The 22,663-nt window shown below is 35.5% G+C and carries 20 protein-coding genes and 1 pseudogene; 16 read left to right on the top strand and 5 right to left on the bottom strand.

Going from position 1 to position 22,663, the window contains the following annotated elements:
- Nucleotides 1-35: 35 nt before the first annotated feature.
- The 3 genes from PQ456_RS13225 (at nt 36) to PQ456_RS13215 (ending at nt 2,474) form a co-directional block, all read left to right on the top strand.
- The gene (locus tag PQ456_RS13225) at nt 36-173 is read left to right on the top strand and encodes a type A2 lanthipeptide (RefSeq protein WP_273612708.1); all 138 of its coding nucleotides are present in this window, start codon (nt 36-38) and stop codon (nt 171-173) included.
- Between the two features lie 266 nt (nt 174-439).
- Complete coding sequence (locus tag PQ456_RS13220) at nt 440-1,885, top strand: ATP-binding protein (RefSeq protein WP_273612707.1); 1,446 nt, start codon at nt 440-442, stop codon at nt 1,883-1,885.
- Nucleotides 1,863-2,474, top strand: coding sequence for a response regulator transcription factor (locus PQ456_RS13215; protein ID WP_273612706.1), 612 nt, complete (start codon nt 1,863-1,865; stop codon nt 2,472-2,474). The genes PQ456_RS13220 and PQ456_RS13215 overlap by 23 nt, the downstream gene beginning before the upstream one ends.
- A 10-nt stretch (nt 2,475-2,484) precedes the next feature.
- On the opposite strand, the gene PQ456_RS13210 is transcribed toward PQ456_RS13215, so the two are convergent.
- Nucleotides 2,485-4,011, bottom strand: a complete 1,527-nt coding sequence (locus PQ456_RS13210; RefSeq protein ID WP_273612705.1) for a hypothetical protein — start codon at nt 4,009-4,011, stop codon at nt 2,485-2,487.
- A 134-nt stretch (nt 4,012-4,145) separates the two neighbouring features.
- On the opposite strand from PQ456_RS13210, the gene PQ456_RS13205 reads away from it, so the two are divergent.
- Both PQ456_RS13205 and PQ456_RS13200 read left to right on the top strand, forming a co-directional pair.
- Nucleotides 4,146-5,027 (top strand): RNA ligase family protein, encoded by an 882-nt coding sequence (locus PQ456_RS13205; RefSeq protein ID WP_273612704.1) that lies wholly within the window; start codon nt 4,146-4,148, stop codon nt 5,025-5,027.
- A gap of 12 nt (nt 5,028-5,039) precedes the next feature.
- Entirely contained in the window at nt 5,040-5,714 is a 675-nt protein-coding gene (locus PQ456_RS13200) for a hypothetical protein (RefSeq protein ID WP_273612703.1), read from the top strand.
- Nucleotides 5,715-5,815: 101 nt separating this feature from the next.
- On the opposite strand, the gene PQ456_RS13195 is transcribed toward PQ456_RS13200, so the two are convergent.
- Nucleotides 5,816-6,388, bottom strand: coding sequence for a GNAT family N-acetyltransferase (locus tag PQ456_RS13195; protein WP_273612702.1), 573 nt, complete (start codon nt 6,386-6,388; stop codon nt 5,816-5,818).
- Between the two features lie 324 nt (nt 6,389-6,712).
- Between PQ456_RS13195 and PQ456_RS13190 the strand changes: the two genes are divergently transcribed.
- Nucleotides 6,713-7,573 carry a Cof-type HAD-IIB family hydrolase gene (locus PQ456_RS13190; protein WP_273612701.1) on the top strand — a complete coding sequence of 287 codons (861 nt, stop codon included), beginning with the start codon at nt 6,713-6,715 and terminating at the stop codon, nt 7,571-7,573.
- A 713-nt stretch (nt 7,574-8,286) separates the two neighbouring features.
- Here the strand turns inward: PQ456_RS13190 and PQ456_RS13185 are convergent.
- The gene (locus PQ456_RS13185; RefSeq protein ID WP_273612700.1) at nt 8,287-9,522 is read right to left on the bottom strand and encodes a PQQ-binding-like beta-propeller repeat protein; all 1,236 of its coding nucleotides are present in this window, start codon (nt 9,520-9,522) and stop codon (nt 8,287-8,289) included.
- Between the two features lie 262 nt (nt 9,523-9,784).
- On the opposite strand from PQ456_RS13185, the gene PQ456_RS13180 reads away from it, so the two are divergent.
- Complete coding sequence (locus PQ456_RS13180; protein ID WP_273612699.1) at nt 9,785-10,012, top strand: hypothetical protein; 228 nt, start codon at nt 9,785-9,787, stop codon at nt 10,010-10,012.
- Between the two features lie 36 nt (nt 10,013-10,048).
- Nucleotides 10,049-10,537: a hypothetical protein gene (locus PQ456_RS13175; RefSeq protein ID WP_273612698.1), complete on the top strand. Its 489-nt coding sequence runs from the start codon at nt 10,049-10,051 to the stop codon at nt 10,535-10,537.
- Nucleotides 10,538-10,822: 285 nt separating this feature from the next.
- Here the strand turns inward: PQ456_RS13175 and PQ456_RS13170 are convergent.
- A pseudogene (locus PQ456_RS13170) lies at nt 10,823-10,921 on the bottom strand (metal-dependent hydrolase); the annotation flags it as partial.
- Nucleotides 10,922-11,269: 348 nt separating this feature from the next.
- Here PQ456_RS13170 and PQ456_RS13165 point away from each other — a divergent pair.
- Nucleotides 11,270-12,184 carry a methyl-accepting chemotaxis protein gene (locus PQ456_RS13165; protein ID WP_273612697.1) on the top strand — a complete coding sequence of 305 codons (915 nt, stop codon included), beginning with the start codon at nt 11,270-11,272 and terminating at the stop codon, nt 12,182-12,184.
- Between the two features lie 106 nt (nt 12,185-12,290).
- Here PQ456_RS13165 and PQ456_RS13160 read toward each other — a convergent pair whose 3' ends face one another.
- Nucleotides 12,291-12,956, bottom strand: a complete 666-nt coding sequence (locus PQ456_RS13160) for an MBL fold metallo-hydrolase (protein ID WP_273612696.1) — start codon at nt 12,954-12,956, stop codon at nt 12,291-12,293.
- Nucleotides 12,957-13,333: 377 nt separating this feature from the next.
- Between PQ456_RS13160 and PQ456_RS13155 the strand changes: the two genes are divergently transcribed.
- The 7 genes from PQ456_RS13155 to PQ456_RS13125 all read left to right on the top strand — a co-directional run bounded on the left by PQ456_RS13155 (nt 13,334) and on the right by PQ456_RS13125 (nt 22,586).
- A complete protein-coding gene (locus PQ456_RS13155; protein ID WP_273612695.1) occupies nt 13,334-15,424 on the top strand; it encodes a thioredoxin domain-containing protein in 2,091 nt (696 codons plus the stop codon).
- A 216-nt stretch (nt 15,425-15,640) separates the two neighbouring features.
- Nucleotides 15,641-16,225, top strand: coding sequence for an RDD family protein (locus PQ456_RS13150; protein ID WP_273612694.1), 585 nt, complete (start codon nt 15,641-15,643; stop codon nt 16,223-16,225).
- Nucleotides 16,216-16,788, top strand: a complete 573-nt coding sequence (locus tag PQ456_RS13145) for an RDD family protein (protein WP_307299052.1) — start codon at nt 16,216-16,218, stop codon at nt 16,786-16,788. The genes PQ456_RS13150 and PQ456_RS13145 overlap by 10 nt, the downstream gene beginning before the upstream one ends.
- A gap of 199 nt (nt 16,789-16,987) precedes the next feature.
- Nucleotides 16,988-18,118 carry a PP2C family protein-serine/threonine phosphatase gene (locus PQ456_RS13140; protein WP_307299050.1) on the top strand — a complete coding sequence of 377 codons (1,131 nt, stop codon included), beginning with the start codon at nt 16,988-16,990 and terminating at the stop codon, nt 18,116-18,118.
- A 25-nt stretch (nt 18,119-18,143) separates the two neighbouring features.
- Nucleotides 18,144-20,204: a FapA family protein gene (locus tag PQ456_RS13135; protein ID WP_273612692.1), complete on the top strand. Its 2,061-nt coding sequence runs from the start codon at nt 18,144-18,146 to the stop codon at nt 20,202-20,204.
- Between the two features lie 13 nt (nt 20,205-20,217).
- Nucleotides 20,218-20,529 (top strand): STAS domain-containing protein, encoded by a 312-nt coding sequence (locus PQ456_RS13130; protein ID WP_273612690.1) that lies wholly within the window; start codon nt 20,218-20,220, stop codon nt 20,527-20,529.
- 53 nt (nt 20,530-20,582) lie between these two features.
- Nucleotides 20,583-22,586 carry an HD domain-containing phosphohydrolase gene (locus PQ456_RS13125; protein ID WP_273612689.1) on the top strand — a complete coding sequence of 668 codons (2,004 nt, stop codon included), beginning with the start codon at nt 20,583-20,585 and terminating at the stop codon, nt 22,584-22,586.
- The last annotated feature ends 77 nt before the right edge of the window (nt 22,587-22,663 follow it).

Below are 22,663 nucleotides of genomic sequence, written 5' to 3'. Positions count from 1 at the left end.
AATAACTATAAATGATGTAGGGGGAGGCATGCTATATGAAAGAATTATTTGTAGATTTTTCAGCAGTCGAAGATATTACAGAAGTGGAGTTACAAGAAGCAGTAGCTCCAAGCGAAGGATGGATTACAACTTTGACAGACGATTGCCCGAACTCCATTATTGTTTGCTGTTAAATGATTGCATAATTATAAAGAATACAGAGCCGATATATAAGGATATCGGATTTACTTTTTTTCACAAATAAATGGTATATTATACAATTAGAAGATAATGGTTAACGACAGAGTGTAGAGAGGTATCTTATATGTATGACAAATACATAAAGCAACAGGTATTCACCTTGTTTAATCAGACATTTGTTATTCTTTTTTTATATTATCAATATGTTCAGCATCTGAATAGTAGCGTATCAAATATGATGTCGCTAGTGGTGATATCAATGGCTATCTATGTTTTATCGTATATTAAAATGACGAATGTAAAAGGAAGTGTGATTTTAAATCAGTTTGCGAATTTATTATTGTTATATTCGTGGCAAATTCTTTTGATGTTTGGTAAAGATCCATTTTTTTATTACATAGTGATCTTTTTAAATGTGATTGTGTCTTATACTCTATTGCGTTTTTTGTTACGCTTTATTTTTCAAGATTCTGCTTATATGCATAAAAAACAAGTGGATTGGATATTAAAAGTGATTTCCTTCTTAACGTTAATCTCTATTTACAATAAGCAACTGTATTCAATCATGTTTTTCTGGCAATGGGTGATTAGTGGAATTTTAATTGTAATCACAATATTTAAAAATAAAAAACGTATCAAGTTTTTTCTGAATAAACAATCCAAAAGTCTAACTTATGCGCTGATGATGACAGCTATTCCTTTTGGTACTTATATTTTATTTATGGATAAAGCCAAAAATGTATTTACCAATCTTGTATTCTATTTTATTTTTATTTTTCCATTATATGCAGTCTACAGTATTGTAAAACATAATGCTAAAGGATTTATACAACTTACACAGCTCAGTTCATTGCACAAATGGATGATGATCGTAGTATCTATTATAGGTGTCGGGTTGATCGGTCAAGTATTCGGAGTAGCTCCTTTATTTTATATGATCGTTTTTCACTCTATAGTCTGGTTGTCAATCTTTTACTATCTGTTGCTTTACAAACAAATCAAACAGTCTTTAGAAGTCAAGCAATCAACACACCAGAAGCAATTTGATTCTTATGTCGGTCGAGTAGCACAAGTAGCAAAAGAAGAACAACTCAAAAAAAATTTTTCTAATTATCTGCATGATGAAATATTACAAGATTTATTAGCTGTCAAAAATATGATGAACAAATCGAATAAAGTGGAAGTACAACAGATGATTACAGATACGTTAACAGAGTTAAATAAATCAATTCGCAATCAGATGCAAGAGTATCATCCAACGTTACTCAGCTCATTAACACTCAAGCAAAATTATGAAAATCTGCTTCAAATTATAAAAAAGACACATGCCAATCAAAAGATCATAGTTGCATTTAATTGTAAAGATGATTTGTTTTTAGTTGAACCCTATCAATTTATTTTTTACCGCTTAATCAAAGAACTTACTACTAATGCGTTTAAACATTCGCATGGAAGTCAGATCTGGATCAAATTGACACAGCATATGGAGCAGGTTGAGTTAATAGTAGAAGATGATGGAGTCGGTCTAGATCCTACCGAATATAAGCATAGCCAGGGATACAGAGGATTGTATTCTATTCAAGAACAGATTACCTTGTTGGAAGGTGAAATGAAGTTTGGTATACGTAAGCCCCATGGATTGAGTATTCAAATTATACTTCAAATGAAAGGTGAGCAATCTTATGAATATTTTATTAATCGATGATCATATATTATTTGCAAAAAGTTTGGAAATTGCTTTTGAAGATTATTCAGAAGTCAGTAGCTTTCGATCGGTACAAGAAGTAGCAGAAATGATGAAGATGATAGAGGTAAAACGTCCAGATATTTTATTAGTAGATATCAATTTAAGCAATATTAGTGAAGAGGACGGATTGATCGTAGCTGAATCGGTATCAAAAGTATATCCAGATTTGAATATAGTGATTTTGACAGGATTTGACCTTCCGGTCTACCGTTATGAAGCGAAAAAAGCAGGAGCACGTGGATTTATCAACAAAAATGTATCTCCTGATCAGTTGTTACATATCTTGCTTCATATTCATGCAGGCTGTACATATTTTCCCGATGAAGAAGAAGAGATCGAGCAACTGACTGAGCAAGAGACCAAAATTTTGCAAATGTTAAGCGATGGGTACAAACGAGAAGAGGTCGCAGATAGCCTATTTATTAGTAAACGTACGGTATCTAATCATATTCAACATATTTTTGATAAATTGCATGTCAGTTCAGCATTAGAAGCTGTAACTAAAGGGATCAAATTAGGGTATGTCAAAACATATAAGCAGTCATAGTTGTGTACACTTAAAAATCTCGAAGTTCATCAAAAAGTTCGTACAAACTGTCTTTATCTACAAGCAATTTGCCTTGCTCACCTAATTGTTCTTGTAGTTCTGTTAAGAGTTCGTCTAACACAGTATAGATTTCTTCGCGTTCAATCGTGTCAATAATGCCCCGACCCCGATCCATTTTGTTAAACGTTTCTGTATATTCAGTGACCATTTTTTCCAACATCGAATATACTGTATCTGCCTGAATCGATGCATCGATCATACGTGTAGTAGTAAGCATTTTTTTATAAGATTGAGCAGCTTTCTTAGCATTTGCAGCCGAAATATGTTCACGTCCATCCCAATCGCGGAAAGGGTTGAGTAAATTTTCAGCCAGCCATTCCGGTTTGCGTGGTTGAGTGATCGACAGATCCAGCCCGAGAGTAGCAGCTTTTTTATATTTCGTTTTGACCGATTTGGCTACATTGGCTGGAATACTGCTCATCCATAACACCGATAACTTGGGTAACTGCTCAGGAGATGGGAACTCATCTGCTTCGAATCCGAATAGATCATCTGTGTTCAAAATTTGCAAATGAGGTAGTTTTGCTAGATTTTGTATATGGTGTACAACACCTGGCTTGCCTGATACTCGCAGTTCGGTCAAATAAGGAAAGCGTTCCACTATAGTGTTGATATCTATCTCTTGTATACGAACTAGAGATAGTCCGGCTAAATGATCTAGACCATGAAACTGGAAAAAATGGTTCCAACATTGTAAATCAATAAATCGTCCATCAGACACACTATGAATATGAAGATCAGGAGAAGGTTCACTATTGAGCATAAAATGTATAAGATCATCATTAAGATAAATTGTAATAAGATGATCTGGTTCTAGCATCAAACGATTTAAATGGCTCTGCCTGAGATCAAGTTCAGTCACTATCAAAGATTTCCATTGTAATTCATGAATAAGAGGATTCTGGTTGATATAGTGTGCCAATTCTAGGGTACCTTGTTCAGTCTCAATCGATATCAGGCAAGGAAGCTTATCCAATTCAGAGAAATCTTCTATCTTTTGCAAGATCAGATCGTTAATTCTTGTCGTATTTTGAGGTAGTGTCTGACCCCCTACGACTACTTCAATATCTGGAGAAGCCGATTTGAATAGGTTTCTTTTCGTTACATCAATACGTTCCCAGCGACGTTGGTTATGGATGCTATTGCCGATATGCCAACCTCCAGCGTAGCTTTTTACTTCTTGATTCACTAGAGGAGAAATATTTCCTACAAATGAGTATTCCGGAGGCACGTTGGCACTCACATATTTATGATCAAATTGATCATTCCAAAAATAAGAGTTGCACACTAACGGCTTCATCGTATGTAAAGTATCTTCATCGGGCAGTGTATCTCCTGTCCAGTCTAATTCTAGAATAGCGGCTAGTGGAGGTTCTTTTGGAGATGATCCTTCTTTAAGATGAGTGACCTGACAGGCTACATATTGCTGTAGTTTTTGAGAAAAAACACAATAGATATCTCCAACTTGAGGTAGCATCATTTTTTCCTTTCGTGTATAAATATAGAATAGATTGTAATTATTATAGCAAAAGCATGTAGGCAATACGAATCGTATCTTTATTAGAATATACAATATAAGTAGTATGACTTAATCCCAAAGGAGCTTACATAATGAGTGAGATGAAGAAGTATATGAGTGTAGTCAGAATGGGGCACAAAACGACCGAAAATGTGCTTCAACCCGGTGATCCTATTATTATTCAAGAAAAACTAGATGGAGCCAATGGATCATTCAAGCTAGAAGACGGCAAAGTAGTAGCTTTTTCAAGAAATGAGCGATTGACCGAGCAAAATAATCTACAAGGTTTTTATGAGTGGACACAGACACTGGATGCTAGTTTACTTCGAAGCGATGTAGTCTATTTTGGTGAATGGCTTACCAAGCATAAAATCAATTATGGAGAACTAACCAAACAGTTTTTTCTATTTGATCTGTATGATGTAGATAACGAAAAGTATCTTCATTTTACCGAAGTGAAACAAGAAGCAGAGCGATTGGGTTTACACTTAATTCCTGTGTTTTACGAAGGAGAATATCAATCCCTGGAACATTTAGAATCATTTATCGGACAGACAGCATTAGGTGTCAAAAAGGGTGAAGGTATTGTTGTCAAAAATGTAGATTATCATGATGTATATGGCAAACAGCTCTTTGTAAAGCTTGTTATTGATGCATTCAAAGAAGTACAACGTATCAAAAAGCCCAAAGACCCTAACTTTCAATCTGCTGAAATCGAAGCTGTAAAATCTGTATTAACTAGAGCGCGCGTCGAAAAGTGGATCTATAAATTAATAGATGAAGGTTCACTTCAAGCAGACTACGGTATGAAAGACATGGCATTAATCTTAAAGCAAATAACCCCGCGAATTGTAGAAGATATAGTGCAAGAAGAAGGCGACCGAATTGTTTCATTTGATGTAAAAGATATTCGTAAAATCATAGGTAAACACTTGCCTGTATTGATAAAAGAAGTCGTAGAAGCTAAAGAGTAAAGGATGGAAAGTATGGAACTTTTTCAATCCAAAAAGAATGATGAGCTTGAGATGATTCATCAACCACTAGAGGTAGTTACCCCATTAGGACTTATTCGATTAGCATTGGATATTGGAGCAGGCAATCTGCTGGATACCAGCTATATATGCCAGCAATTACAACAGGGAAGTTATATGTATACGTGGAAATCTGAGCAATTGGTTATTGAAATTATGATGGCTCATCCTATCATTCCACTTCCTCTACATATGCGAGTAGATGGTAGTTGCGGTCTATTGATTAGAGTCATGAATGTGAGTAACGATGATGTATCGCTTAAATGTACAGCGTATTGGGCAGAACAGCAATGGATAACAGGTGGGAGTAGTACAGGTCAATATTTGGAAGCTTCCACTTGGGAAAGCGATACTCATTATGTATCTATAGGAACCGAGGATGCCGAAGCTTTGCAAGATCGAAGTGGTACTCATAATCTTATGCCTATTCAGATCAAAGATCAGAATGAGTTAACGTTTAGTGATATCAATACAATAGGTATGTATTTGCCTTCGATAGCAAGTTATAAGCTATGCCAGTTCCATTTTTATATAGCTTGGAAAAAGTATACTGATGATGAAGATGTAGATACCTGGTATACGGTCGATCAGCAAGCGCAATTGATATTAGAACATGAAGAATGTTATTAATTAGAGTATTATATCTTGAAGAAGTTAGAACAGGCTGTATAAGAATATCTAAATTCTAAATAAAAAAGACCACTTCTTGTACAAAGAATGGTCTTTTTTATTTAGATGTTATGATAAGCAATAAATTCGTCTTTGGTTAAGCCAAATAATATCAAATCTTGATATTTTCCATGAGTATAAATGACTTGGCGTCGTACTCCTTCTTGCACACACCCTAATTTCTGCATCATACGAATAGAGCCTTCATTGCCTTCTAATACATAATCATTAAACTTATTCAATCTTCGTTCTAAAAAGGCGTAAGTAAGCAGAATTTTAATAGCTCGTGTACCGTAGCCTTGACCACGATGATCTTTATCTATTTGTATACCAATACTGAATGTTCCATTACGTTCATCAATACTGTTCATATTGAGTGCTCCAACATGTTCCCCATCGAGTGTATCAATAGCAAACATCAAACGAGATTGCTGATTAGCGAAATCTTTAAATCTTTCTACAAATTGCTGTGCTTCACTAGCAGTGGGAGGAAGTTCGATCGCTGTTTCTAATAATCGTCTAGCTTCAGAATCAAATCGATTAATATAATGACTTTCCCAATCTTCGTCTTGGATAGCTCGTAATCGAATTTTATCATCTTGCCAAAAATAGTGATGATAATCAATAGCACGCATAGAGTAGAGACCTTCTTTCTATATGTATATATTTTTTACATATTTAGTATATCAGAAAAAAGAAGACAATTATTGATGAAAATAGTTCTAAAATAACAAATAATACCGAAAAGTTCGGAATACCACTATAAGGTAGATAAAATATTCGATATGCTAAATAAACGCAAACTAGAGTTCTCAGACAAAACAATGTAAAAGAGAAGCAATACTAAAGCATATTTGTTTTATTCTTACAGGGTTCTATTTATAGTGATAGATAAAATAAGATGTCTGCTTGTAGTATATTCTTCAATTAATTTCTTTACACATTATGGAGGTTAGATCATGACAGAAAACACTCACCGAAAAATAGTCTTTATTGATATAGATGGCACACTGGTAGACGATGATGGACATATCCCCTTGTCTGCAAAACAAGCTTGTCAGCAAGCACGTAACAACGGACACTTACTCTATCTATGTACAGGTCGCTCCAAAGCTGAGATTTACGATAGTATCTGGGAGATTGGATTCGATGGACTGATTGGAGCAGGTGGAGGTTATGTCGAGTTTGGAGAAGATATTTTATACCACAAAAAAGTAACAGAAGAAGATGTACGCCATATGGTGGACTTTTTTAACCAGCATCAGATCGATTTTTATCTGGAATCCAATTCAGCTCTCTATGCGAGTAGCCAGCTTGAAGCTCATTTGGAACGACGCATCTATGGAGATCTAGAGAATGATCCACTTGCACAGCAAAAGAAAGCATTAACCCCTCATCCTTTTATCACAGGATTAACGTATGGCGAAGCTAATCTGTACAAAGATGATGTAAATAAAGTCTGTTTTCTAGAAAGTTCGACTATTCCTTTTGAACAGATCAAGCAAGAATTTGAAGGGAAGTTTCATGTGATGCAATGTACTGTCCCTATATTTGGCGAAGGCAGTGGAGAGTTAATTATCCCTGGAATACATAAAGCTCTAGCTATTGCAGATTTGCTTGAACATCTAGGAATGTCCCGAGAAGATATCATAGCTATCGGTGATGGAATGAATGATGCGGAGATGCTAGAGTACTGCAAGACCGGAATAGCGATGGGAAATGCCAAACCAGCTCTGCAAGCGATAGCAGATCATATTACAACGACGGTAGAAGAAGATGGTCTGTTTCTAAGTTTTCAAAAGTACGAGTTGATTGGATAAGATTCTTTACCAAAATAAGTATCATGCTTGTACACATACATTAGAGGAAAATCATGAATGACATGAGTCAGCTTGAAATGGTGACGGACGAACTCCTGAATTTGCGAATAGTATAAAATATGAGAAATTTTGGAACAGTTTTTTATCGGGAGAAACATTTCACGATAAAATCGAACGTAAAGATGCAAAAGGGAATGCAATCTGGCTAGAAGCTACCTATATGCCAGTATGGAACAAAAATAGAAATGAAGTTATTGGCGTTACCCAAGTGGCTACAGATATCGCTTACTCTGCTCAGATATTAGATATTTAGACGCAAAAAGTAGCGAAAATGATTTGATCGACTAACTAAAAAAATTCCTTGAGAAATGCAACGTAAAAGTCATTTAATCATGTCTTTTAGGTTACAAACTCAAGGGATTTTTTAGTTTAGAATGTTGATATTAATGTCCACTCGTATCAGATGCCTACATTGGACCTTTACCACCACTAGAATACATTACTAGATTGCCATCGTCTTGAACAACCAGTATTTCTCCAACCATACCTGCTGGAACTTTACCCTGATAGTAATTATTACTCCATTTATAAGGTTTAGAACTAAAAAGTATTTATACAGATCTTACCAATTTTTTTATTAGCTCAAATAATTGCTATTCAGACACAAAAATTTCCTGAGATTATTCAATATATGATATTAGGAAATTTTTAAATTATTTTTCTGTAATTTTTATAACAGCGAGCACTTTATTGTCGTAATCAATTATTGCTAACTGTTGTTTATTTAACCAAGCATTATAGCTGTGATTTTGTATATAATTTATCTCAGCTAACCATTTCATTTTTTTTGAATCAGCAATGCGTACAGTTTTATCTGAAAAGTAAAGTAGTTTATGTTTTAAGGAAATACTTACATCTTTTCGATCTTTTAATACTTTAGAAATTTTTCCTTTATCTAAAGATATAACTTTAGATAATATAGGAGTGATTACGATAATGTGATCTCCAATATGTTTATAAGGAGAATAAGCATTAATGGTAGTGTGGATCCATTCCTTTTTCCCGGTTGAGTTGTATTTATGTAATCGAAATGTGTTTTCTCCTATACCTCCGATATTTGTTTCAAGAGCAACAGATAAGTCTGGAAAAAGATATGATTCCCAAATCATTCCATCCTTCAATTCTCCTGTAAATCTAACTTTTTCGTGTAGATCCTGAACTTTAAAATGAACATTAGTAGATGTACCACTAGTAATAAGCAGATTATTATTTTGAACATCCCTTAAAATCCCAGATAGTTCCTGTGTTCTTATTACTTTTCCATTATGATCAAAATAGCGTAATTTTGATTTGTTATTCATAGAAAATGACATCAATAATTCGTTATTATTTAAAATCCAATAATTCCAATCTAAAAAAGATGGTTTCGATGGGAGTGCTTGTGTTATAAATCTTGTTATTTTTCCTGTTTTCTCGTTGACAGTATATAAATAAAAATTATTTTTATCTTCTGTTGTACAGAAAATTTCCCCATTATCTTGAACTTCATAAATTGTTTGTCTAACGAAACCTTTGCTAAGAGTTGTTTCCCAAAGAAATTTACCGTTGGATGCTTGAAAAGAAGCTAATTTTACAACTCTATTTTTATCAAAATAAACAACAATAATATTATTACCTGAGCGATCTGGAAATACAGAATCAATACTATCAAAATTAGCAATGCTCCGTGCAAATTCCATTTGATAAGTCGCAGACTTGAGTTTGCCATTTTCATCTGCAAGTTGTACTGATTTAATAGAATTTTTGATTATATCAGTTAACGAATCAGTAACAGGTATTTCTGAGGAATCTGTTGAATCAATTGCATGAGAAACATTAAAAGGTATTAGATGAATCAAAAAAATTAAAACGATAATTTTCCATAGCAATGTATATTTTTCTTTGTTCAATTTAAAATCTCCTTTAGAGTATTTTATTTCTTATATCGGGTATACTTATTTATGAACGCAGACATTATATGTAAAAAATTGAATTTATAATTTGTTGATACAGAACTTATTCTCAATATTCATTCTAACTTCGTAAGGAATATTAGTTTGGTTTGGGTCGGGATTAAAATAAATATGTTATTAAAAGTTGATAATACAGTCTTGATCTGAATTAATATATAATATACTGAAAAATAAGTTTATAAATAGGTGAATATTAATAATGAAAAAAATGAGAATAATTATAATAGGGTTATCAGTTTTTATAGTTTGGGCTGGATCTGCATTAATTATTTACTTTTTTGTAGAGAAAGATTTTCGAGGAATAACTGGAGATATGTTTGGTGCAATAAATGCCTTATTTTCTGGATTAGCATTTGCAGGCTTGATATATACTATTTCTGTTCAGCGGCAGGAATTACAACAACAAAGAAAATCGATAGAAATGTAAACAGATGAATTGAGTCTCCAAAGAAAAGCAATTGAAATGCAGACAGAAGAATTAAAAATGCAACGTGAAGAGACTACTCGGTCAGCAGATCAATTAGAGATGCAACAACAGTTAATGAATTACCAATTAATATTAACTACTGTAAATGATCTAATTAAGCTCAAATCGGGTATATTAGTTTCTATTGAAACTTCATACTCTGTAGAAGTTTCAAAAGTCATAAGTTCTTTTGGTAGTTTGGATTCTTATTTGAATATTCTGGCAGATGATTCAAGAAAGCCAACACGTTCTCCTCTAAGTTATCAAGATCGTCAGAACTTTAAACAATATATCGAAACTTGTTTTTTTCTTTTACAATTCGTTATTGAGAGCCAGTTAACAGTTTTACAAATTGACAATCTCAAAAAAATAATAAAAGTTAATTTGTCAGAAAATGAATCTATAGTACTTAAGCGCTTTGCTCAAGAAGATTCTAATCAACATCAATTAGCTTTAATCAAAATTTTTAATTTATTTTCTTCTTAGCATATTCAAAAGCATTTTCAATATTGTTTAGAAAAATTTCATTGCTATCATATGATGATTTTCTATAAATATAATAAAAGATCTTCATATTTTAAATGGAGGTCTTTTTCTTTTCTTCCGCATTTGGTTATATTATCAATAACAATCTTAATGGGGAATAATATAATATCTGCACAAATTTATCGAAAAAATTTCTCAATATACAAACAATCTAATTAAAGAAAAATCTCTTTACTTGCTCCAACATGCTTATGACCCTGTGAGTTGGTTCCCTTGGGGAGAAGAAGCGATTACCAAAGAATCATTACGCTTAGCGATCTCAACGGTGTCGTCTACATGATCACCATGAACATGAGTTAATAAAATGATATCTGCTTGAACATCTAGGAATGTCCCGAGAAGATACAATAGTCATCGATGATGTATCGATGATGTAATGAATGATACGGAGACGCTAGAGTACTGAAAGATCGGAATAGCGATGGGAAATGCCAAACCAGCAGTAAAAATATAAATCATATTAAAGAAGCAATAACAGTTAGATGTAAGCCTAACTTTATTGCTTTTTTATTTTATTTTGTAAATTTATTATTTTTGTCTTTTATCCGATATACATAAAGAATACTTAATTTGGTTAAATTTACACATTAAATAAATATTTGTTATACAGTAAAATAGAGTGATATTGAGCAATGAATAACGATAATGTTACACATACATTGGAGGGAAATCATGAACGAAATGAGTCAGCTTGAAATGGTGACGGACGAATTGGTGATACGTACTTTGCAAGATAATTTGGCTATTATCCGTTTTGGTACGAATCGTAAAATTGCTTATGTGAATCCTATTTTTGCAGAAGTTGTTGGGTATACTCCTCAACAAATGATTGGTATGCCTCATAAAAATTTATGTTTTCCTGAATTTGCAAATAGTATCGAGTATGAGAAGTTCTGGGATAGTCTACTTTCTGGCGAAACCTTTCACGATAAAATAGAACGCAAAGATGCACACGGTAATGCAATCTGGCTAGAAGCCACTTATATGCCGGTATGGAACAAAAATAGAAATGAAGTCATTGGCGTGACCAAAGTGGCTACAGATATTACAGAGCGTCAAGGTGACCTCTCATGTGTCGTAGATGATCTCCAAAAAACAGCACAAGCACTTAACATTCGTTCATCCGCAGGCATCGAGCAGAGTCAAGAACTACTCAATAGCATGAACAGAATTGTGGAATCATCGACGACGAATACAACAACACTGATTAATTTGCAAGAACAAGCATTAGAGATTCAAGGCATTGTACAGACGATTCGTAAAATAGCATCACAAACACATATGCTGGCTCTAAATGCAGCGATAGAAGCTACACATGCAGGTGAATTTGGACGAGGGTTTAATGTAGTGGCTAGAGAAGTACGTAAGCTATCTTCGATGGTACAAGATTCGATTATCGAAGTGAAAAAAAGCGTAGATTCGATGAGTCTAGAAGTGCAGAAAATTTCTAATGGCACAGACGATGTAAGGCAAAGTGTGCAACAAGGGGAAGAGCAAGTCAATACGGCAATGAAAGCTTTTACAGATATCGCTTACTCTGCTCAGATATTAGATATTCAGGCGCAGAAGGTAGCGAAGATTATATAAGAAGATTCATCGTAAAAAAGAGCTTTATATCCTATAAAGCTCTTTTTGCTGTTCTTTCATCAGTAATAGTGAGTTGTTTATGATGATGTGTATTAAAAAAGGAATTTTAGGGTTCTTGAGTCAGTTGTACTATTTGGTTATTCACCTCTATACTACTTAAACCTCCGTGATAACAAACAACAGATGCAATATCGAAATTCAAATATTTTCGTAACGAGCGACGAGCTGAATCTATATCTGGCGTAGTGGGGGTATGAATTCCTTGGAGTTGTCCATTTACACTGTACATCGAATCACCAGCAATTAACGTTTTGCTTTGTTTTAAATAAAGGCTAATATGACCAGCCGTATGCCCTGGCGTGTGAATAACATGAATGCCACCACAAAAAGGCAGTTCTTGACCATCTACTAAGATATCGCTTACTTTACCCTTGGGAGGGTTATGGAGATGACTATCTTTTAATAGTGGTAATTCTCCTTGAATATAAGGTTTATCCAGTTCATGTGCATACACTGTAATAGAGTGATTAGGCTTCTGTAACATATCTGGAAGGTTACCGATATGATCTACATCCTGATGGGTCAAAATAATCACCTTGAGCTGATCCAATGATACACCTGTTTGTTCTATAGCTAGGCGTAAATCTTCTATTTGTCCCGGGAATCCTGTATCGATCAAAATAGCCATTTCTTTGTCCCACACAAGCACAGGATGAATCTTGTTTCCGTGAAAATCAAGTTCAAGCATGTCTACCCCTTTAGCAACTTCCATTATTTTACCCCTCCATAATTTAAAAATATGTGTACATAAATATTAAAATTTTTATGATCGAGTAAAGTTTATTTATAGCAAAAGAAAGATCGATCTAATCGTTCACTTTGTAAACGAATAAAGACGATCAAAAGATACGCAAGCGAATCATAGTTTCACAATAATCATACATAATCCGACGAATCTCCTACTGTTAAAACAATAACCATGAAGCTCAAACAGAATGATTTTAACCTTGAACACACTCGAAATGTTTTCAAGTATACGTTATTTGAGTTTGAAGTGAATAAGCTTTTTTCTTCTCTTCCGATTGCTCACATCTATTTAGGGTAAAATAATATCAAGTATATAATCTAAACTAGAAGTGGTGGTGTCCTATGTCAACGAGTAATACATCCAATAGATTAGCACAAGAAAAATCTCCTTATTTGCTCCAACATGCTCATAATCCGGTGCATTGGTTCCCTTGGGGAGAAGAAGCTTTTAACAAAGCCAAAGCTGAAAACAAACCTATTTTCCTCAGTGTAGGATATTCTACCTGTCATTGGTGTCATGTAATGGAAAAAGAATCTTTTGAAAACGACGAAGTAGCTGAGCTTCTCAATGAATCTTATATTTCGATCAAAGTCGATCGTGAAGAGCGACCGGATATCGATAATTTATACATGGCGTACTGTCAGGCACTTACCGGGCAAGGGGGATGGCCTTTAACGGTATTGCTAACTCCTGACCAGAAGCCGTTTTATGCGGGCACTTATTTTCCAAAAGACACTAAGTATGGTCGTATCGGTATGATGGATATGCTGTCTCAGATTCGTGATAAATGGACAGAAGATCGTGAAAATATTGTTAAATCTGGCGATGATATTGTAGAGCGAATGAACCGTCAGCAGACGAAGATTACACAGTCCGGTCAATTTAGCGAAGAACTTGTACATCGTGGGTACAAAACATTTGTCAGTTCTTTTGACGAAGTGTATGGTGGGTTTGGAGGAGCACCTAAGTTTCCGACACCTCATCACTTGATGTTTCTAAGTGCTTATTCTCATGTGTATCAAGAACCTCAAGCATTGAATATGGTACGCAAAACGTTAGATCATATGTACAGTGGCGGGATTTATGATCATATTGGGTTTGGATTTTCTCGCTACTCCACAGATGAGAAATGGTTAGTTCCTCATTTTGAGAAAATGTTATACGATAATTCACTGTTAGCGATTGCTTATCTGGATGGATATCGTCTGACAAGTGATACCAAATATGCACATATTGCAGAATCGATCTTTACGTATGTATTACGTGATATGACTTCACCTGAAGGTGCTTTTTACAGTGCAGAAGATGCTGACTCCGAAGGGGTCGAAGGAAAGTTTTATGTATTTACACGCGATGAGATTGAAGAAGTGTTAGGGTTAGAAGAAATGCATAAGTATTGTAATGTGTACGATATTACACCAGAAGGCAATTTTGAAGGTAACAATATTCCTAACCTTATTCCTTTTTCGACAGCAGAAATAGCGGAGCAACGTGATCTCAATGAACTGGCATTACGCACCGATCTAGAAGAGGCTCGTCAGAAATTATTTGATTACCGGGAGCAACGTGTTCATCCTTCCAAAGACGATAAAGTATTAACCGCTTGGAATGGTATGATGATTGCGGCTCTCGCTAGAGCCAGCCAAACGTTGCAAAAGCCTGAATATGCACAAGCAGCAGTCAAAGCGGCAGATTTTATTTGGGAACATATGCGCCGCGAAGATGGTCGTCTACTTGCACGTTATCGTGATGGAGAGGCTGCCTATAGTGCTTATGTAGATGATTATGCTTATCTAATCTGGGGCTTACAGGAGTTGTATGAAGCGACAGGCATGGCGAAGTATCTGCAATATGCGATAACGCTCAAAGAGCAATTGATTACTCTATTTTGGGATGAACAGCAAGGCGGATTTTATTTTACAGGTCAAGATGGAGAGCAACTGATTACGCGTACAAAAGAAATTTATGATGGAGCAATGCCATCTGGTAATTCTGTGGCTGCATGGACGTTAGCCAAATTAGCTGCGGTGACCCAAGATATAGAATTACGTCAATATGCCGAACAAATTGTGACTACATTTACAGGGACTGCTGAGCAATATCCAACAGGTTATTCTATGTTACTGCTAGCAGGGCTACAATTATTACAAGGTAATCAAGAAATTGTGCTTGCAGGGAAAGTGGAAGATATCCATTTTCAAGAAATGATTGCTGAAGTGCAAAAAGCTTATTTACCATTTGCTTCTCTTATTATTCATGCTGATGGTACATCAGGTGAAGCGATTCGTGAGTTGCTTCCTCACTTGCAAGACAAAGGGATGCAGCAGAGTCAAGCGACTGCGTATATTTGTGAAGGCTTTGTATGTCATGAACCATTGACGACAGTCGAAGCGCTACGTGAAAATGTGCATCAATCAGCGCTAAGTCTATAAGAAGACAAAGCCTGATCTACTATTTTCTATACTATTAAAATAATAACAACATATTACTGCAATCTATTGTCAATAGTTCATATAAGCGTATTCTACATGTAGTTAAGTAGAGTGCGCTTATTTTTTATCTCTATGATTCTCTAGTAATTTAAAATCGTATCGTATAAAATAACAAAGTTAGCAGTAATATACATAGATGAATAGGAGTTAGATGAAATGAATGGAGTAGCAACAACGACTTATGGATACGCAGGATTTTGGAAAAGAACAGCGGCTACATTGATTGATGGTTTTATTATAGGATTTGGGGTATCTATTTTGCTAGGAATTCCGTTTATCCTCGGATTTGTGAATGGAGTATGGTTGAAAGAAGAATATGAATATACTACGCAAGATATCACTTTTCTGATTATGTTTTATATTTTCTATGCCATTGTTGAATTGGTAGTGCCCTGGCTATATTATAGCTTGTTTGAGAAATCCAAATACCACGCCACACCGGGTAAAATGGCTGTAGGTATTATTGTAGTTGATCGTTATTTTCAACCGGTTCGCTTCGGTAGAGCAACAGGAAGGTATTGGGCTAAAAATTTGTCGTATATGATCTTATGTATCGGTTATATGATGGCAGGTTGGACACAATACAAGCAAGCATTGCATGATATGATCGCTAGCACGTATGTTGTAAATAAAAAAGACTGGGAACAATATATGTATATGCAACAACAGCAACAAGCAGCATCTTGGAATCAACCAGAGATGTCTCCTTATTTACAAAAAGATCAGCAAGAGTGGAAATAAGTTTTAAGAAGATTAATCTAGGAGTGGTTACTATACTGTATGCAGGGTTTTGGAAGAGGTTCGCAGCGATATTAATAGATGTCGTTATTTTAAGCATTTCATATTTGATCATCAGTTTTATATTGAGTATAGTTATTGTCGGTATTGTCCATGTAACAGATGATTCACTTGGGAGCGAAGTATCTATAGGTTCGCTACTGCCTGTTATTTTTCAATTATTATCAGGATTAACAACGTGGTTGTATTTTGGATGTTTTGAAAAGTCTAAATACCAAGCGACTCCAGGTAAAATGCTACTCGGCATCAAAGTTGTTAATCGTTCTATGCAACGTATAGGTTTTGGACGTGCAGTAGCGCGTTATTGGTTAAGATTATTATGTAATCTCACACTAGGGATAGGATATATTATTATCGGATTTACCAAGTATAAGCAAGGGATTCATGATATGATTGCAGATACGTATATTGTAAATAATCGAGCGCTTGATAATTACTTATATGAACAGCAATATCAGCCACAATCACAGACCGAATATCCTTTGAATTTGAATAAAAATATGTAATTATGAGCATCTTTATCATCATGGGTGTGTATATTGAGAGTCTATTTTGCTGCAAGCAAAGTAGGCTTTTTTTATTAAAATAAGTTCCAAATAATCTGATACAATCGCTTACTCTACATAATTGTAATCGTTACCTATCACATAAATGGAAGAAAATGACGAAAATAAACATATAAACCTACTCTGAAGGAGAAGTATCATGAGTATATTGATTGTAGATGACTCCAGACTTAATCTTGTCTTTTTGCAAAATGTACTTGATGCAGCAGGATACAAGAATATACAGACCGCTTCTTCAGCTCAAGAAGCATTTGATATTCTGAGTATTCGAGATCAACTCTCTCCTCGTAAAGCAGCGGCAATCGATTTGATTTTACTTGATATTGTGATGCCAGGGATTGATGGTATTGAAGCTTGTCGCATTATTAAAAGTTGTACCGTTTATCAGGATTTGCCTATCATTTTTCTAACCGCAGATCGGATTCATTTCAAAGAAGCTTTTAATGCAGGCGGTATGGATTTTATTGAAAAAGGCGGGCCTGATTACGAACTGCTAGCACGAGTTCAATCTGCAATTCGACTCAAAAAAGAAATGGATTCGCGCAAAGTTCGAGAAGAAAAAGTACACAAAGAGCTTCAATTGGCCAAACATTTACAACGTAGCGTGCTCAGTCCGCCGATCAATGAAACTATGATTCGAGTGCACAGCAGCTACCTACAATCAACAGAAGTATCCGGTGATATGCTGTATTGGAAAATGTTCGATCCACAGCATTGTGGTGTACTGCTGATCGATGTGTCCGGTCATGGAATATCTGCTGCCCTGATCAGTATGTCGATTCGTTCACTGCTCGATGGTATTGTAGGTGTAGTCAAAGAACCTCATCTGGTATGCGAAGAATTGAACAAAAAGATGAGAGCATTGTTTGGTAAAAATCGTAGGGCTGCTTACTTTACAGCAATCTATTTATTTATCGACTTGGAACGAAAGCAAATCGAATATTTTAATGCAGGTCATCCGCCGGGATTGCTATTTCTCAAAGACCAGTATCCTACACAATTGACAGGAACCACCGTACCAATCGGTATCCAAAATGATATGAAATTGGATACTGCTATCGTGACGTACGATACTCCTGCAAGAATCGTTTTATATACAGATGGATTAGTCGAAAAACCCGGTGTCTCTATTCATGCTGGTATTGAAAAGCTAGAGCATTATGCTCAAAGTCTATATTATTTGGAAAATGAAGCGTTTGTTGTAAAGTTAGAACGCTTGATTCAGCATCGTAAAGACGATGTGTGTATTATTTCGATCGAGTTACCATAAGCAAGGTATGGAGGAGGCACCCCTGATGGAGCGTAGTGTGATAGCTAGAGCCAAAACAGTGCAAGAAGCCGTAGAACAAGCACTTTCTTTACTCGATGCCACCAAGCAACAAGTGAGCATTGAAGTGATGGAAAGTGAAGCTAAAGGCATGCTAGGGCTCTATTCCAAACAAGCGGTAGTCAAAGTCACTTTGAAAACAGAAGAAATCACTGAGCAGACGATAGAAGATACACAAGAATCGTTACCGATATTAGTAGCAGAAGCTGAAACGATCATTAATATGCAAGCGCTACATCTCGAACAGCCAGTAGCTTCTCCTGCTATGGATGCAACAGAAGGAAAAATATGGGTAAAAGAAGGACAGATACATTTTCATTCACAAGGGCATCAACAACCCACTATTAGTACAACCGATAATGTATATCTCTGGATTAATGATGTGCCGATTATAGCAGGAGAGACTGTAAAGTTAGCAGCTACCGATATTGTACGATATGAAGTCGAAGATAAAATAGTAGAACCTGTCTGGAATATTCATATTGATGATAAAGCGATGAAGGTCAACTTGAATATCGAAGTGGGCTATGTCATTATCCGAAAAATTATTTCTGCGCAACCTACGTTACGATTGGTACTTAGAGCGGAAGAAGAGAAGCAGTATATACCGATCGAACCGATAGCAGTACGCAAGCAATTGGTTGAGCAAAAAGTAATTTACGGCTTGGATCATGATGAAGTTAAGCGGGCTTGTGCAACAACAGTCAATGGTGCATTTCTAATTGGAGAAGGAAAACCACCTGTTGCTGGAACAAATGGACATTTTGAAATCAAAGTCGATACCAAAACTCGTAAAGTACAACCTAAAATGCGTGAAAATGGAACGATCGATTATCGTGAAATTAAAGAGTTCCCTTGTGTAGATGATGGGGATTTGATAGGGATTGTTCATCCCCCTATTTTGGGAATTAACGGATTAAATATTTTTGGAGAATCTATACCTGCTCCGCCTGTCACCGGTGTTATTTTGTTAACAGGGCAAGGTGTCCAAGTATCTCAAGATGGATTAGAAGTGACTGCTACGCGTACGGGTATGCCAGAAGTGATTACACAAGGTCGTCATATTAAGCTTGCTATTATTCCTAAGTTGGATCATCGCGGAGATGTTACTTTACAAACAGGCAATATTCATTTTCAAGGCGATGTCGATATTAATGGAACTGTACAAGATACGATGAAAGTCGAAGCAGATGGAAATATTCAGATTAAAGGCAATGTGAATATGGCGGAAATCATAGCGACTCAATCGTTACAAGTAACTGCTAATGTTATCGGAAGCGAAATCGCAGTCGGGCAGTTATTTCTGTTTTACGGTCAAGCTGAACCGATTTTGCAAATGATTTTAGAACAGACCGAGTTTTTGACGACAGCGATAGAGCAGTTAAACCGCGCAGCAGCTTTTAAAATAACAGATATTGATCAACATGGGCTTGCTCCTCTGCTTGATGTGTTATTTCGTGGACGGTTTAAAGAGTTGCATCAACAATTACAATTATTTATTCGTACCACTGAAGAACACAAATCGTTAATCAATGAAGAATGGCAAAAATATATTAAAGAAATTAAAAATGGTTTTTTGAATGTGGCGATGAGTCATTTTAGAACAGCAAATGATTTGGAACGATTTGTAAAACGAACAGCTTACCTGTTAGATCGAGTCGTTTTGCCTCAATTGGATCATATTTTTGCACAATTTCATTATATTCAGAATAGTCAGATTCTTGCAGGTGGACCCGTACAAGTAAAAAAAGGATGTTATAACACACAATTACGTTGCTCTGGTGTGCTAGAAGTAACCGGATTTCTACGGGGTGGCGATTACTATGCTGCCAAAGGAATGCATATTCAAGAAGCAGGAACGATAGGTAGCAATTCCACCAAATTAACAGTCAAAGAAGATGCAGTTATTCATGTAGATAAGTTACTAGGCGGAACTATTCTACAGATCGGATCTAAAATGCATCATTTTAAAGAAGATACCTTGAATGTCAAAGCACGATTGAATCATGATCGCCAATTCGTATGGTAGGAGAGTGAATAGCATGTTTGCATATAAAATAATCACAGATGAAGTACAGGCCACAATACATTTTGAAGGTGATATTGATATAGATGCTGGAGATGTATTGGAAGATGAGATTGAGCCGGCTGTATCGCCGTATACGAATATTGTATTAAATTTAGAAAAAGTATTTTTTGTAGACTCTTCAGGGATCGGTCTTATTATTCGTTTGGTACAAGTGTTACAAGAGTTAGGACGTAATGTGTATATTGAACAGACTCAACCGGAGGTTATGGAAGTTTTTGAATTGCTTCAACTGGATGAGATTCTGGGCAAGGAAATTTTTAGATAATGAAAGAAAAGAACGGCTATACCATATTACTCAGCCTGGTAGGATTGGCTAGTATGGTATATATGGTCCGCGAGTGGCATTCAATTGTATTATTTACGATTGCGCCTATTTTGTTTCTTATCGTTTTACTCGATCTGTTTCCGGTCAGATTACTAAGCGGTGAGGAATATAGCGGAAGTCTGGTTGGATTTCTTATTCTTGCACTTGCTTTTGGATATAGCCCGGCTATTTTAGGGATCGTAATTAGCACGATTGTATCGTATGCACGTAAAAAGAATTTTGATATTCGGCAAATGAATCTATTTCGAATATGTTCTGCTCTGGGCAAAAGTGTGATTAGTCTGTATTTGTCATATCAGGTCATGGAGTTTTTTGATCCATTTTCAACGTATCTACGAGCAGGATTAGGTTCACTGGTATTTAGTCTGGTCTATATGTTGCTAGTGGCAGGAGCTTCGACTACGATTATCGGTACTCCTTTTCTCAATGATATGGTGCTTAAATTAAAAGAATTAATTGTACCTGTTTTATTATGTACGATTATTGTTCCGCACTTTTTGAGACATATCTCATTAGGAAATATAATGTATGAAACGGTCTACATTTTATTGTTTTTATTACTGATTATCTTTTTATCTCATGGCTTTATTCGTCAATTGCAGATTCGCATGAAATCTTCTGAAGAATTTATTCGCTTGAGTGAATTAAGAATCTCACAGCGAAATGAAGGGCATGGCAAAAATACAGGTATTCTTTGTCAATACATGTTAGAACTACTTGCCTATCCGAAAAAAAGAAGAACAGATTTGATCAATTACACCACATTGCACGATATCGGTAAATCGTTATTGCCCATGGAAATTTTAACAAAACGCGGTGCGCTCTCTTTAACAGAAGAAAAAGAATACCAATCCCATACGACAGAAAGTTTTAATATTATTTTATCGATTAGTGGAGATAAAAAAGCAGCAGAATGGGTACTTCATCATCATGAACGTTATGATGGAAAAGGATTCCCGGCAGGGTTAAAAGGAAACGATATCCCTTATGAATCACGAATTATCGCATTATGTAATCATCTAGAACATTTGCTTAATCGTTATGCTGAAGATGGGGAAGTGTTACGTCAATTACAACAACTTTCTGGTAAAGTATTAGATCCCAAATTAATTCAAGCGATCACGTTAGAAATGATTACTACAGTACGACAGTTGATTATTACCAAGCCATTATTGCAAGAAACCGATTTGATTCATGTGGAACTCCAATCGATTGAAGAACATAAAGAAATGAGCGGATTTACAGGTGGTACGGTATTGCTTAAATACAGAGACAACGATAGTTTGCATGATATGGAAGATGCTAATCTCAAAGAACAATTAGCGATATTGGCTGAACATGCGCTTCGTGTGTCCGAGAATTTTTATGAAGTCATTCAAAGTAAAAACAAAACATTTGAAGCTCATTTTTATCCTGAAAATAGCTGGGTAGCCATCGTATTAACCGATATTACGCCTGCGCTAGAATACCGTGAACAATTACATCAAAGTACTATGCGGTCGTATAAAGATGTGATCGAAACACTTTCAAAAAGTAAAATCGATATCTGCTTAGAACAACAAGAAATAGAACAGCATTTGGGAATACCTTTAGCTCAAATGGATATTATAACTAAAAGTGACGTATCTTCAGGTCGTTCTTTAGTGATGGAATATATCCCTGAAGAGTTAAAAATCAATCAACCGAAAAAATTGATGCATATTAAGCTGGCTGTATCGGAAGGTGTAACCAATCTGATCAAACACGCAGCCAATGGTAAATTGTCGGTTTATAGCAAGTGTAACGTACTGCAAATTTATATTACTGATCAAGGCTCTGGTATTCCGATTCATGAATTGCCTAAAATGATATTAATTTCTGGTTATAGTAGTAAGCGTTCATTAGGTAAAGGATTTGCTTTGATGTATACGTCAGCCGATCGAATTATGGTGCATACCAGTTCGAAAGGAACTTCAATTTTGTTAGAATTTGATATGCTTTTAGAAGAAGCAAGTTAATGATAGTAGAAAGTAGCTATCATTAACTTGCTTCTTATCAATTACGATAGTATATATTGCATAGACACAATAGAAGA

The sequence above is a fragment of the Paenibacillus kyungheensis genome (genome assembly GCF_028606985.1).
Taxonomy (GTDB): Bacteria; Bacillota; Bacilli; order Paenibacillales; family Paenibacillaceae; genus Saccharibacillus; species Saccharibacillus kyungheensis.
This window is presented reverse-complemented; position numbering and strand designations above follow the sequence as displayed.